This window comes from Pseudomonas gingeri, assembly GCF_013386115.1.
Classification (GTDB): Bacteria; Pseudomonadota; Gammaproteobacteria; order Pseudomonadales; family Pseudomonadaceae; genus Aquipseudomonas; species Aquipseudomonas gingeri.
Window position 1 is genome coordinate 166,055 of sequence record NZ_JACAOR010000014.1, and the last position, 13,703, is coordinate 179,757.

12 protein-coding genes are annotated in these 13,703 nt (G+C 62.1%); 8 read left to right on the forward strand and 4 right to left on the reverse strand.

Going from position 1 to position 13,703, the window contains the following annotated elements; genetic code table 11:
• Positions 1–24: 24 nt before the first annotated feature.
• The 3 genes from HX881_RS27670 to HX881_RS27680 form a co-directional block, all read right to left on the reverse strand.
• Complete coding sequence (locus HX881_RS27670) at positions 25–1,056, reverse strand: hydroxyacid dehydrogenase (protein ID WP_177087640.1); 1,032 nt, start codon at positions 1,054–1,056, stop codon at positions 25–27.
• 70 nt (positions 1,057–1,126) lie between these two features.
• Positions 1,127–2,512 carry an MFS transporter gene (locus tag HX881_RS27675; protein ID WP_042936198.1) on the reverse strand — a complete coding sequence of 462 codons (1,386 nt, stop codon included), beginning with the start codon at positions 2,510–2,512 and terminating at the stop codon, positions 1,127–1,129.
• Between the two features lie 135 nt (positions 2,513–2,647).
• The gene (locus HX881_RS27680) at positions 2,648–3,550 is read right to left on the reverse strand and encodes a LysR family transcriptional regulator (RefSeq protein ID WP_017128149.1); all 903 of its coding nucleotides are present in this window, start codon (positions 3,548–3,550) and stop codon (positions 2,648–2,650) included.
• A gap of 122 nt (positions 3,551–3,672) precedes the next feature.
• On the opposite strand from HX881_RS27680, the gene HX881_RS27685 reads away from it, so the two are divergent.
• From HX881_RS27685 to HX881_RS27695, 3 genes are all read left to right on the forward strand, one after another.
• Complete coding sequence (locus HX881_RS27685) at positions 3,673–4,335, forward strand: RraA family protein (protein ID WP_177087642.1); 663 nt, start codon at positions 3,673–3,675, stop codon at positions 4,333–4,335.
• Between the two features lie 8 nt (positions 4,336–4,343).
• A complete protein-coding gene (locus HX881_RS27690) occupies positions 4,344–5,552 on the forward strand; it encodes a pyridoxal phosphate-dependent aminotransferase (RefSeq protein ID WP_177087644.1) in 1,209 nt (402 codons plus the stop codon).
• A gap of 91 nt (positions 5,553–5,643) precedes the next feature.
• Positions 5,644–6,996 carry a cation:dicarboxylate symporter family transporter gene (locus tag HX881_RS27695; RefSeq protein ID WP_177087645.1) on the forward strand — a complete coding sequence of 451 codons (1,353 nt, stop codon included), beginning with the start codon at positions 5,644–5,646 and terminating at the stop codon, positions 6,994–6,996.
• Here HX881_RS27695 and HX881_RS27700 read toward each other — a convergent pair.
• On the reverse strand, positions 6,930–8,132 hold the full coding sequence (locus HX881_RS27700; RefSeq protein WP_177087647.1) for an NAD(P)/FAD-dependent oxidoreductase: 1,203 nt from the start codon (positions 8,130–8,132) through the stop codon (positions 6,930–6,932). The two genes, HX881_RS27695 and HX881_RS27700, sit on opposite strands and share 67 nt — an antisense overlap.
• 305 nt (positions 8,133–8,437) lie before the next feature.
• Between HX881_RS27700 and HX881_RS27705 the strand changes: the two genes are divergently transcribed.
• The 5 genes from HX881_RS27705 to HX881_RS27725 all read left to right on the forward strand — a co-directional run bounded on the left by HX881_RS27705 (position 8,438) and on the right by HX881_RS27725 (position 13,703).
• Positions 8,438–9,442, forward strand: coding sequence for a GlxA family transcriptional regulator (locus HX881_RS27705; RefSeq protein ID WP_017128154.1), 1,005 nt, complete (start codon positions 8,438–8,440; stop codon positions 9,440–9,442).
• Positions 9,443–9,658: 216 nt separating this feature from the next.
• Entirely contained in the window at positions 9,659–10,645 is a 987-nt protein-coding gene (gene tauA / locus HX881_RS27710) for a taurine ABC transporter substrate-binding protein (RefSeq protein ID WP_017128155.1), read from the forward strand.
• 220 nt (positions 10,646–10,865) lie between these two features.
• Positions 10,866–12,011: an epoxide hydrolase family protein gene (locus HX881_RS27715; protein ID WP_017128156.1), complete on the forward strand. Its 1,146-nt coding sequence runs from the start codon at positions 10,866–10,868 to the stop codon at positions 12,009–12,011.
• Between the two features lie 37 nt (positions 12,012–12,048).
• Positions 12,049–12,207, forward strand: a complete 159-nt coding sequence (locus HX881_RS27720) for a hypothetical protein (protein WP_246356595.1) — start codon at positions 12,049–12,051, stop codon at positions 12,205–12,207.
• Between the two features lie 311 nt (positions 12,208–12,518).
• The gene (locus HX881_RS27725; RefSeq protein WP_177087649.1) at positions 12,519–13,703 is read left to right on the forward strand and encodes an efflux RND transporter periplasmic adaptor subunit; all 1,185 of its coding nucleotides are present in this window, start codon (positions 12,519–12,521) and stop codon (positions 13,701–13,703) included.

Genomic DNA, 13,703 nt, shown 5'->3' on the forward strand with positions numbered 1-13,703 from the left:
TTCGGGCGTGGTTGCGGCGCACCTTCATGCCGTTTTCCGCAGCCGTTCCAGGAAGTGTTCCCAGACCTGGGGGTTGAGCAGGTGAGGCGGGCGCTCGCCACGGAGCAGGGCCTGGATCTGTTGGGCGGAAGAACGGGCGACGTTGCGCCGGCCACCCACGCTGACGCCGGCGGTGTGGTAGGTGGCGATCACGTTTTCCAGCGCCAGCAATGGCGCGCCGTGGGGTGGCGGTTCCACGGCCCAGACATCCAGTCCGGCACCGGACAGATGGCCGTCTTTCAGCGCTTCATACAGTGCCGCCTCATCGTGGATTCCGCCGCGGGCGGTGCTGATGAACACCGCTCCCGGCTTCATCGCGGCGAACTGTCTTTCGCCCATGAGGTGACGGGTTGATGCGTTGAGCGGGCAGTGCAGCGAGACGTAATCCGACGCGGCCAGCAGTTGCTCGAGCGTCGCCGGTTGCGCCCCGCGTTGGCGAAGAGTGTCCTCGTCGAGGTGCGGATCATAGGCCAGCACCTGCATACCGAAGCCTCGGGCCACCCTGGCGGTGCGCTCGCCAATCACGCCAAGGCCGATGATGCCCAGGGTCGCCCCATGGATTTCCTCGCCCATCAGTTCTTCGCGGGCGAAACCACTGTCTGTCCGCAGTCGTCGGTTGGCGGGGATGATCCGCTTCGCCAGGGCCAGGATCAGGCCGAAGGTATGTTCGGCCACCGAGTTCGCGTTGGCCCCGGCCTGGTTGACCACGGCGATGCCGGCGCGGGTGCAGGCGTCGACATCGACGGTGTCGTAACCCGCGCCGCCGCTGGAGACGCAGAGCAGGTCTGGGCAGCGCTCTATCAGGGCGGCGTCGGCGAACCATTGGCGCGGCAGTTCATCCTTGGCCGCGCTGACGTGGTAGGCCGCCGAGCGGGCCAGGCCTGCCCAGACGCCATCTTCGTCCGCGCGCGCCAGGCATTGCAGGCGCAATGCCGGGGTTGCCCGGATCAGTTCGTCGAAGATCGGATTGATCCACAGGTCCAGGCGGCTGACAATTTTGCTCGGTGAGCTGGACATACTCGGTCCTTTATCGGGGAGGGCCATGATTCAAAAGACCTGATGCAAAGCTCTGATGCACAGGGCTTGCTCAAGGGCGTGACAGGGCCGGTTGACGGTCCGTTATCACCTGGTCCGCCGCCGCGGCGATCGCGCTTTTCGGCCGCGGCTCGACCATGGTCAGCAGGATGATGAAGGTCAGCAGGGAACAGGCACCGAGGAAGGCGAAGACCAGGTTCCAGCTGTAGGCATCGAGCAGCACGCCGACGACAAACGGGGCGAAGGCACCACCCAGCGAACCGCCGGTATTGACGATGGACGCGGCGAACGGGACCTTGTCCTTGACCGCCAGGCCCATGGGGTAGACCAGGAATGTCGAATAGCCGATGTTGAGCAGAATGCCGGTCAGCAGGAAGATGCCGGCCAGCAGCGCCGGATCGTCCGGCGAGTTCAGCAGCACGACCATCATCACGAGGGTCGCCAGGGCGGTGATCAGCATGGCCGGCTTGCGACGGCGGTCGAAGACCTTGTCCGAAAGCCAGCCGCCCAGCAGATTGCCGATGATCGCGCCGACCCAGGGGAAGGCCGCCACGGCCCCCATCTTCAGGACGGAGTAATGCTTGACCGAGACCAGATACGTCGGCACCCAGGTCATGATGGTGTAGGTGATGCCCACCATGAGGAAGTAACCCAGCGCGCAGGCCCAGACGTTCCATGACCTGAGGATACTGGCGTTGTCCGGCAGCAGGTCCATTTCACGGCTGCGGATAAAACGGTCCAGCCAGCTGTGGCGGGGCGCCAGGGTGGTCGCGGGCCTGGCTTGAGGCGTATCGGTTTCCTGGATGTAGCGCTTTTCGGCTTCCGAGCAGTGTTTGCTCTGGGACGGATCATCCTTGACATAGAACCACCAGAGCGCCGCGATCAGCAGGCCCGGGAAGGCAAAGAGGTAGAACACTTCCCGCCAGCCATACAGGCTGACGATCAACGCGCACAGCGGCGGGACAAAGGCGGGGGCAAACTTGATCGACGACATGAAGATGCCGGTCGCCAACCCTTTTTCCCGTGACGGGAACCAGCGATTGATGATCGAGACGATGCCGATATTGATCGGGCCCTCGGCCGCGCCCAGCAAGGCCCGGGCGAACTTCAACTGCAGCACGCTGCTGGTCATGCCGATCAATAACGTCGATAACGAAGTGAGGACCAGAGAGGCGGTCAGGAGATTGCGAATGCCGAAGCGACTGAACAAGTAACCGGCGGGAATCTGCACCACGGCATAAGTGAGATAGAACAGGCTGGCCAGCGCACCGATATCGGTATTGCTGAGACTATATTCCTGCTTGATGAAGGGCACCACGACCCCGATATTGGCCCGGTCCGCACCGGCGATCATATAAGCGAGGAAAAACAATATGGCGACTATCCAGCGGAAGCCGCCTCTCTTGGGAGGAGTAATACGAGATGCTGGCGAATTCATCGAATGACCCGGTATTTTTCTTATTTGGAAAATAAATACTAGGGTCAGCCGGGGAATATCTTTAGCGATATTTAGGACTCGAATACCATCACTTTTTTTCCGATAACGGCATGGAAAGTTTCATCCGCGGTGTGATCAGCGGGCAATCAGCAGTTTGGAAAAATCACACAGTTGCTGCGCCATCTCGGCGATCTCGGCACTCACCCCCACCCAGCGATCAGCCCGGTGCAAGGTGATGTAGGGGGCGTCCGGGAGAGCGGGCTCGCACTGCAGCTCGCACAGGTCGCCACGGTCGAGCAGGTGGGCCAGGCAATCCCTGGGCAGATAGGCGATACCAAGACCGGAGGTCGTCAGGCCGACCTGGGCCAGCAGGTTGTTGACGTTGATGGTGCGCGCGAAATCCACGCCCTGCGTGGCAAACCATCGCTGGTAGTGCAGGCCCGCCCCGGAAGACGTGCCCTGGGTCAGCAGCTTCTGGTCCGCCAGTTCCGCCAGGGACCAGACGCGGTTGCTATCGAGCAGTCGCGGCGAGCACATCCACACATTCCTGACGCTCTGCAATTCGAGACTGACAAAGCGCGGGTCGGCGTAGACCGCCGGTGCGACGATCAGGTCCAGCTGGTCCTGTTCGAGCTGGCGAAACAAACCCGAGCCGACATCCACCGAGGGCTCCAGCTGCAACCTCGGGTAGACGGCATTGACGCGTTCCACCAGCGCGGGCAGCCAGGTCATTGCCGTCAGTTCGGTGACTCCCAGGCGAAAGCGGCCCACCAGCGCCGATTTGTCGCTGACCTCGCCGAGCATCTGGTCGCGCCGCATCAGCAGGTCGCTGGCGTGGGCCAGTAAAAGAGCGCCCTTTGGGGTCAGGCGCGAAGTACGCCGCGTGCGGTCGAACATGGCGACATTGAAGGTTTCTTCCAGCTCGGCGATACGCTTGGAAATCGCCGACTGGGACATGTGCAGTTTGTCTGCGGCAGCTTCGAAACTGCCGAGCTGGGATATCCAATAGAGGGCTTCCAGCTGCTTGAACGTGACCATCGACATAACCTTGTGATTACTAAAAGAGATGATAAATCATATATAAATATCGCTAAAAGTATGATTTGAGACTCACTACTATCGGTTTGTCGTGATAACAAACCCAATAAGTAGGGCATCTTATGTTACTTCCAGGCACCCGTATCAACCCCTCGGTTGCGACCGCTTCCAATTCCCTGATCGAAGCCTTTGCATCCGTGGTGACACCTCATATCAGCGATAACCTGGGCCGGCATATCGGTGCCCGCGGCCTGACGCGTTATAACCGCACGGGCAAGTTGGTGGGTACGGCGCTGACGGTCAAGACCCGTCCGGGCGACAACCTGTATATCTACAAGGCCCTGATGATGTTGAAGCCGGGCCATGTCCTGGTGATTGATGGCCAGGGCGATACCAACAATGCGGTCATCGGTGAGCTGATCAAGTTGTATGCCCTGCAACGCGGCTGTGTCGGCTTTGTCGTCGACGGTGCCATCCGTGACGTGGCGAGCTTCGAGAACACCCCCTGCTATGCCAGGGCCGTGGTGCACTGCGGGCCGTACAAGACCGGGCCGGGCGAGATCAACGTGCCGGTGTCCATCGGCGGGATGGTGATCAATCCGGGAGATATCGTGGTCGGCGACGAGGACGGACTGGTTGCCTTTTCCCGGGACGCGGCCGAGGAAGTCCTGGCCAAGGCCCGCGAACACGAAGCCCACGAAGAGCGGGTGAAGGCCGAGATCGCCACCCACGCGGTCGAGCAATCGTGGATCACCAACGCCCTTGTCAAAGCCGGCCTGATGTGAGAACAACCATGAGCACAGCACTGCTTTCCCGGCGGGTCCTGAGCATCGCGCCTTCGCCCAGTATCGCGGCCAACGCCCTGGTGGCGACATTGCGGGCGCAAGGCCGGGACATCGTCAATTTCACCGTGGGCGAGCCTGACCTCGCCACCTCGGCGCACATCGTCGAGGCGGCCCGTGCGGCGATGCTGGCGGGGGAGACCCACTACACCAATACCCTCGGCACGCCCGCGCTGCGCAAAGCCATCGTGACCAAGCTGCAGCGTGACAACGGCCTCGAATACACGGTCGATCAGGTCGTCGCGGCCGCCGGTGGCAAGCAGATCATTTTCGAAGCGCTGGCGGCGACGCTCAATCCCGAAGACGAAGTCATTGTTCATACGCCCTATTGGGTGTCGTACCCGGATATCACCAAGCTCAACGGGGGAACCCCGGTTGTCGTCGTCGGGCATGAAGGCAACGGCTTCAAGCTGACGCCGGAGGAGCTGGAAACCGCCATCACCGCGCGGACGAAGTGGCTGATCCTCAACTCCCCGAACAACCCCAGTGGCGCGGTGTATTCCCTGCAAGAGTTGCAGGCGCTGGCCCAGGTGTTGCGCAAGCACCCCCACGTACTGGTCATGGCCGATGAGATCTACGAACACTTCGTCTACACCGAGGGTGGGCATGTCTCTTTCGGCAACGCGGCGCCCGACCTGAAAGAGCGCACGCTGATCGTCAACGGCGCTTCGAAAGGTTATGCCATGACCGGTTGGCGCCTGGGCTTCGGCGCCGGCCCGACCTGGCTGATCGCAGCCATCGGCAAACTGCTTTCGCAAAGCACCACCTGTCCCAGCTCGATCAGCCAGGCGGCTGCCGTGGCGGCATTTGCCGGCGATCAGGCACCGGTCCGCGCCATGGCGAGCCTCTACAAGGCCCGTCGCAATCTCATGCTGGATCTGCTGTCCGCCATCCCCGGCCTCAGTTGTGTCATCCCGGATGGCGCGTTCTACGTGTTTGCCAACGTGGCAGGGCTGCTCGGTCGCCAGGTCCCGCAAGGATGGACACTGCGTACCGATGCCGACGTGGTTCGCTACTGGCTGGAAGAGGCCGGCGTGGCAACGGTGGTCGGCGATGCCTATGGCCTCAGCCCCTACGTGCGTCTCTCTTTCGCAAGCGGCGATAGCTTGATCCGGGAAGGTTGCGCGCGCCTTCTCAACGCCTGCCAGGCGTTAGGCTGATCGGCCACCCAGAGCCGACAGTCATCAGGGGAGGGCTCTGCCTCCCCTTTGAAAACAAGATCCTGCCACTGACATCACCTGTGAGACGGACATGCATAAACCTCGTATTCCCCTGGTCGTTCAGATCCTGATCGGCCTGATCCTCGGCATTGCTGTCGGCGCGCTGCTCAATCATGCCCCCGACGCACGCCCCTGGCTTACCGAAAACCTGCTGCAGCCGGCCGGCGACCTGTTCATCAAGCTGATGAAGATGATCGTCATTCCCATCGTGTTCTGCTGCATGGTGGTTGGCGTCGCCGGCCACAGCGACCGCAAGGCGCTCGGTCGCATGGGCGTGAAAACCCTGCTGTATTTCTTCGCCGTGACCACCACCGCGATCATTGTCGGCCTGGTGATCGGCAATCTCCTGCAACCGGGTGCCGGCACCGACCTGCACAGCCTCAAGGCCGCCAGCGTCAGCCTGCCGGCCGGCACCGGACACCAGGGGGTCATGGGCCTGCTGTTGGGCATCGTGCCGGACAACATTGTCGACGCCATGGCCAAGGGCAACCTGCTGCCGGTGCTGTTCTTCGCGGTGATGTTCGGACTGGCGCTGTCCGGCCTGCCCGATGAGCGTAGGGAGCCGGTGCTGGCGGTATTCAGGGGACTGAGCGATGCGATGTTCCGGATCACCTCGATGGTCATGGCCTACTCGCCCATCGGTGTATTCGGCATGATCGCCGTGACCGTCGCCAGCTTCGGCTTCTCCTCCCTCCTGCCGTTGGCGAAGCTGATCCTGGTCACCTACGTGGCGCTGGTCCTGTTCGCCGTGCTGGTGCTGGGCAGTATCGCGCGGATGGCCGGTGTCTCGATTTTCGGCCTGATCCGGCATATCAAGGATGAACTGGTCCTGGCGTTTTCCAGTGCCAGCTCGGCGGCGGTGATGCCACAGCTGATGGTCAAGCTGGAGAAGTTCGGCGTACCCCGGGAGGTGGTGTCCTTTGTGGTGCCGGTCGGCTACTCGTTCAATCTGGATGGGGCCTCGCTGTTCCTCGGCATCGGCACCCTGTTCGTCGCCCAGCTCTACGGGATAGAACTGAGCCTTTCCCAGCAGGCGGTCCTGGTCATCACCATGGTCCTCACCTCCAAGGGCGCGGCAGGCGTGCCCGGCTTCATGTTCGTGATCCTCTCGGCGACCCTGGCCAGCGCCGGGCTGCCGCTGGAAGGCATTGCCTTCATTGCCGGGGTCTACAGGGTCATGGACATGGGCACCACGACCCTGAACGTGCTCGGCAATGCCCTGGCTCCCCTGGTGATCGCACGCTGGGAACGGCGGGGCCTGACAGTCGAGGCGCTAGACGCAGAGTCTCGCGCTTCAGAGGCTCGGCCCGCCGATATTCAGGCCACCGGGATCAGTGGATCGGCCGATGCCAGCGCCGTCTCACGCTCGGCGGCTGGTGGATAGATCCATACCGTGTTGATACTGGTCTTGAGCTGCTTGGCTTCCTCCTTGACCAGTTTCAACTGACGGTCCCAACCCTCGGTGTACACCGCGCCCCAGGTGCCCAGGTCCAGGCAGGTCACATACTTGGGCTGGCTGTACGGCTTGGCCGGTACGCCGATCAGCTCGGCGGCGACGTTGTTGCCCGCATGCCGTCCCAGCGAAATCGCATGCTGGCAGGACATCGCGGCCACGTTGCCCAGTTCGTCGGTCGCCGCATAAGCGACATCACCGGCCGCATATACGGCGTCCTGGCCGAGCACCTTGAGGTGCGGGTCGACGTACAGGCGACCCAACGGGTCGCGTTCGCCGGGAATCTGCGCGGTCAACGGATTGGCCCGGAACCCCACGGTCCAGATCACGGTCTTCGCTTCGATGCGGCGACCATCCGCCAGGGTGACCCCGTTCGAGTCCACCGACGCCACCGAGGCATCCAGGCACCACTCGATACCCAGGTCGGCGGACGCCTGGGCAATCGACGGGCTGATGCCTTGGCCGAAGGCCGCACCGATGGCATTGCCGCGATCGACAACGATGACCTGGACCTTGGCGTGTTCGCCCAACACCGCACGCAGGCGGGCTGGCATTTCGGTGGCCGTCTCGATCCCGGTGAAGCCACCGCCACAGACGATGACGGTGTTGCGCGCCGGCGACTCGGGTTGATTGCCGAGGGCCTTGAGGTGTTTCTCCAGGGCGCAGGCGGCTTCGATGGAGTCGACGTCGAAGGCATGTTCCACGCCCTCGAGCTTCGGCCGCACCACCTGGCTGCCCGTGGCCAGCACCAGGCGATCGTAGTTCAGCCCGGCCCGGGCGCAGTCGGGGCCAAGGTATTCGACACGCCGGGTGGCGGTGTCGATCCGGTCCGCCTGGCCTTCGACAAAGTGGATGCCGGTCGCGTCGAACAACGCCACCAGCGAAGCTTTCATCTCGTGTACATCGGGCTCATAAAAACGCGGGCGGATACGCAGTTCGGGTTGCGGGGCGAGGACGCTGATGCGCACCTCATCGCTACGGCCATTCAGATCCAGTTGGCGCGCAGCGCTCAATGCGCTCCAGACACCGGCAAATCCCGCACCGACGATCAAGATATGTTGTTTCATCTTTTTTGTTCCTGGTTTGAATGACAGGGGACTTTTATATAAGGCACGACAGTGTTTTGAACTTGTCGCGTTGCGCGTTATTCAAGTCTGATAAAGAGTTTTTGATTAAGTGGGTGGCTCAGGTTGTTATTGATACTAGAGGCGCAAGTGTCCATGGGTAAATGACATAAAACCCTGATATTGCGCCAACGCCGGGCGGATCGTGAGAGGTGGGGGCTTGCGGGCGCCGACGGCAAGAATGTATACCCCTCCAGGCAAGCGCTGCCGATGGGCAACGTATTTCATCCGTCGAAGAGTTTTAACGAATGACCGCTCATGCCGCCGCCGAGGTGTCCAATCGCCCTCGTACCATCCTGTTCCTGGCCTATCCGGAAATGGGGCTGCTCGACCTGACGGGTGCACAAACCGTGTTCTGGGCCGCAACCAAGGCCATGGCGGAGCGGGGGCTGCCCGGTTATGAACGGCCGACGGCGAGTATGACCGGCGGGCCGATACGCACCGCGGAGGGCCTGGTCGTCGAGACCCAGGCCTTGTCCGGGTTTGCCGGCCAGGTCGTGGATACGGTTATCGTGCCGGGGGCTCCGGAAATCCTGCGGGCCCTGGAAAACTCGGGCGAACTGATCGAGTGGATTGCGGCGGCGGCGCCCACCGTGCGCCGGACGGCATCGGTCTGCAGCGGTGCGTTTCTCCTGGCCCAGGCGGGCCTGCTCGAGACCAAGCGCGCGGTGACCCACTGGGCGATGTGCGACATGCTCAAGTCACGCTTCTCGACGATCGAAGTCGACCAGGATGCGATATTCATACAGCAGGGCGGGGTGTGGACCTCGGCCGGGGTGACCGCGGGGATCGACCTGGCGTTGGCCCTGGTCGAGGCCGATTGCGGGCGCGACGTGGCGATGCAGGTGGCGCGTGAACTGGTGGTGTTCATGAAGCGTTCCGGCGGGCAGTCACAGTTCAGCGAAATGCTGCAGGCCCAGATGCAGGACGGGGGCGCCTTTGCCGGCTTTCATGAATGGCTGGGCCGGAACCTCGGGCGCGATGACTTGAGCGTCGAAGTGCTGGCCGGCCAGGCGGGCATGAGTGCCCGCAACTTCAGCCGGGTCTACAAGCAGAAGACCGGACGCAGTCCGGCGAAGGCCGTGGAGATTTTTCGCCTGGAAGCGGCGCGACGGTTGCTCGAGGACTCCGATCGCAACATCGACCAGATTGCCTCTGCCTGCGGTTTCGGCGACGAAGAGCGCATGCGCATGACCTTTCAACGCAATCTCGCGGTTTCCCCCCGGGATTATCGCAGCAGGTTTTCCCGGTGATTGGGCTGCTTCAGCGCCAATCAGGCAGGTCCGGCCCCGTTGCGCCTTCTCTAAGCTAAGTCCAAAACGGTATTTAAAAGATATCTTTTAGAACGTTTAATCTAGTCCGACTACGCCACTCGGCGGTCCTGGTCGGACGTTCAGTCCCTGCGTTCCTCCGCGCGCCCACGCCCGAAGAGTGGAACACCACCCTTCAGTTCGCAGGTCCACCACGCCATGAATGTCCTATCGCTGAGCCGTAAATTGATTGCCCTGCTGGGGGTTGTCGGTATTTCCCTGGGGGCCCATGCGGCCGATCTGACCATCGGCTATATCACCGGCATCGACCCCACCAAGCTGCCCATCGCCGATGGCACCTTCGACAAGGTTATTGGCGAGAAGATCAACTGGCGTCGGTTCGATGCCGGGCCGGCGGTGATTGCGGCCATGGCCTCCGGCGACCTGCAGATCGGCAACCTGGGATCGAGCCCGTTGGCCGCGGCCGCCTCGCGCAAGTTCCCGCTGGTGGCGTTTATCGTCACCTCGCAGATCAAGGGCTCCGAGGCCCTGGTGGTGCGCGACGGCAGTGGGATCAAGAGTCCCCAGGATCTGATCGGCAAGACCATCGCCACCCCCTTCGTTTCGACTTCCCACTACAGCCTGCTGGGGGCGCTCAAGCACTGGAACCTGGACCCCGGCAAGGTGAAAGTGGTCAATCTGTCTCCGGCGGAAATCACCGCGGCCTGGAAACGCGGTGATATCGACGGCGCCTTTACCTGGTCGCCGGCACTGGGCGAAATCCGCAAGACCGGGAAGATTCTCACCGATGCCGGTGAAGTCTCGCAGTGGGGCTCGCCGACCTTCGAGGTCTGGGTGGCGCGCAAGGACTTCGCCGAAAAACACCCGGAAGTGCTGAAGAAGTTCACCCAGGTCAGCCTGGCGGCGATTGCCGACTACAACGCGCACAAGGCCGAGTGGACCGCCGACTCCGAGCAGGTCAAGACCATCGCACGTTTTACCGGCGCCAATCCGGTGGATATTCCGGAACTGCTGGAAGGCTCGCATTTCCCCGGCGCCGCCGAGCAGACGTCCGCGCAGCTGCTGGGCGGCGGCACGGTCAAGGCGGTTGCGCAAACCGCCGAGTTCCTGAAGGAGCAGGGCAAGATCGAGAGCGTTCTTCCTGACTACTCGCCCTATGTCAGCGACAAATACATCGCGCAATAAGCATCCCGTGATTGACCCTTGACGCCACTCGATCGAGTGGCGTTTCTGTTTGCCCGGTCCTTGCGGCGGAGGCTGGTGCCGCGTAGCGGGTTTGTGTCCATTGAAGCGACAGAGCGTAGCTTTTTGGCCGGCTTATCTTTGCCGGCGAGGTTGGCATAGTGGTGCCTCCTGACGCGACAGCACCGTGGCTGTCGGTAGAGCGAAACAAGAGGGCGTCACCATGTCTGACAATACTCAATTGCATCCTTTTCGGGTTGAGATCCCACAGGTCGAGCTTGATGATCTGGCGCGCCGCCTGGCCGGTACGCGTTGGCCGGATCGGGAAACCGTGGCCGACAGCTCCCAAGGCGCGCAGTTGACCAAGGTAAAGGCACTCGTCGAGTACTGGCGCAGCCAATACGACTGGCGCCGCCTGGAAGCCCGCTTGAACGGTTACCCGCAGTTCAAGACCGAGATCGACGGCCTGGGTATCCACTTCCTGCACATCCAGTCGCCTCATGCCGACGCGTTGCCCTTGATCATGACCCATGGCTGGCCAGGATCGATTGTAGAGTTTCTGGACAGTATCGATCCGCTGGTCAATCCGACAGCCCACGGTGGGGCAGCGAAAGATGCTTTCCACGTAGTACTGCCGTCGATTCCGGGATACGGGTTCAGCGACAAACCTACCGCCAAGGGATGGAATCGCACGCGCATTGCTCATGCCTGGCACGAGTTGATGAACCGTCTTGGCTACCCGCGTTATGTCGCCCAGGGCGGTGACTGGGGAAGCGTGGTAACGACTGAAATGGGACGTCTGCGGCTCGATGGGCTGGCGGCCATTCACGTTAACCTGCCTTTTGTCGTCCCCCAGGATCTGCCCGCGGAGTTGAGCGCACAAGAGCAAGCCGCGCTGGATCAGTGCGGGTTGTTTGCGGCAGACGGTATCGCCTATCACGACCTGCAGACGACACGTCCGCAAACCATCGGGTTTTCACTGGCAGACTCACCCGTGGGGCAGGCCGCCTGGATCTACGAAAAGCTGGTGTCCTGGAGTCACAGCGATGGCAAGGCCGAAGGGGTTTTCTCCAACGATCAGATACTGGATAACATCACCCTGTATTGGCTGACCAACAGTGGTGCCTCGTCCGCTCGTATGTATGCCGAGCACCCTGGCCTGAACTTCGGGGCCGTGCCATTGGAGTTGCCGGTCGCTGTCTCGGTGTTCCCCGGTGAAATCTACACGCCGCCGAAGGAGTGGGCGGAGCAGGCCTACAGCAATCTGATCTATTGGAACAGGGTGTCGAAGGGCGGCCATTTCGCAGCATTTGAACAGCCGGCGCTGTTTGTCGCTGAAGTGCGGGCGGCATTCTCAAGTCTTCGCTGATTGCCTGAGCGTCACCCAGCCTGCCGTCAGTGGTTCATTGGTCCGTCTGCGACAGTATTTCGGCGATCCGCTGTTCGTGCGTAGCGGCCACGGCATGAAGCCAACGGCCAAGGCCTGTGACATTGCCGCGCAGCTGTTACCAGCCATGGCGCAGATCGAGTTGCTCCTGGCCCATAACCGGGACAGGAAAGCCTGAGCTGCAAGCTCTGGCCTCTGCGCCGAGGGTGTGACGGCGGGTGGCGATTGTCTCCCCAGCGGCTACTAACAGTATCACTTGCCGTTATTTATCCAGGGGGGCTGCTACGTCATCATTGTGCCGTGACGTAAATAGTGTCGTGAAGTAATCCGCGCCTTTATCAACCTGTTATCCGCCCGGCCGAAGTTCCGGGCGAGAGCCCCCTTGCGCCCGGAAAACCTGTTTTCAAGTTTTAAAGAACTGCAGAAAACCGAAGAAGTTGTTTTTCGATAACTGCGTGCACTGTTATTCAACGAGTAGGAGATAAATAAATGATCGCCCATCCCCAACGACTTTCCGTCGTGTTGAGTGCGCTCTTAGTGGCCGGCACTGCCGGGATCGCCGTGAAGTATGGCGGTCATTTTTCCCCCGTCGGCACGGCTCATGCGGCGGAGGTCGCCCAGGCCCCCAGGACCGAAGTGGACGTCGCCACCGTGGTCTTCAAGTCCGTCAGCGAGTGGCAGTCGTACTCCGGTCGTCTCGAAGCCGTCGGCAAGGTGGAGATCCGCCCGCTGGTTCCCGGCACCCTGGTTGCCGTGCATTTCAAGGATGGCGCCCTGGTCAGGAAAGGGGAACCCTTGTTCAGCATCGACCCGCGCACTTACCTGGCCGAAGTGGACCGCGCCGCGGGACAACTGGCGGCTGCCGAATCCCGCGCGCTCTACACGGCCACGGATGCCGGCCGCGCGGCACGCCTGGTCGATCAGAACGCGATTTCCAAGCGTGATTTCGATGAGAAGCAGAATGCCGCGCGGGAAGCCAGCGCCAACGTCAAGGTGGCCAGGGCCGCCCTGGATGCGGCCAGGGTCAATCTGTCCTACACCGAAATCACCGCGCCCATCACCGGCCGCGTCTCGCGTGCCGAGCTGACCGTCGGCAACGTGGTGTCGGCCGGTGCCGCGGCGCCCGTGCTGACCCGCCTGGTGTCGGTGTCGCCCATCTATGCCTCGTTCGACGTCGATGAGCAGACCTACCTGCGCTACCTGAACCAGTCCTCGGCCCAGCCCGCTCCGGTGTCCCTCGGCCTGGCCAACGAAGACGGCTTTTCCCGCACGGGGGTCGTCGACTCCATCGACAACCAGTTGGACACCCAGTCCGGAACCATCCGTGTGCGCGCCCGTTTCGACAATGCCAACGGTGCGCTGCTGCCGGGTTTGTACGCACGTCTCCAGGTCGGTGGCGGCAAGCCCGCGGATGTCGTGCTGGTGGACGATTCGGCGATCGGCACCGACCAGGCGAAGAAATTCGTCCTGCTGGTGGGCGAAGGCGACAAGGTCGAGTACCGCGAAGTCACCCTGGGCAACCTGCATGAAGGCTTGCGCATCATCACCTCCGGCCTCAAAGCCGGTGATCGGGTGATCGTCAGCGGTGTGCAGCGGGTGCGTCCGAACGACAGCGTCCACGCCAACAGCGTCGACATGGCGAACATCAGCCGTGCTGCGAAGCCTGCGGCTTAA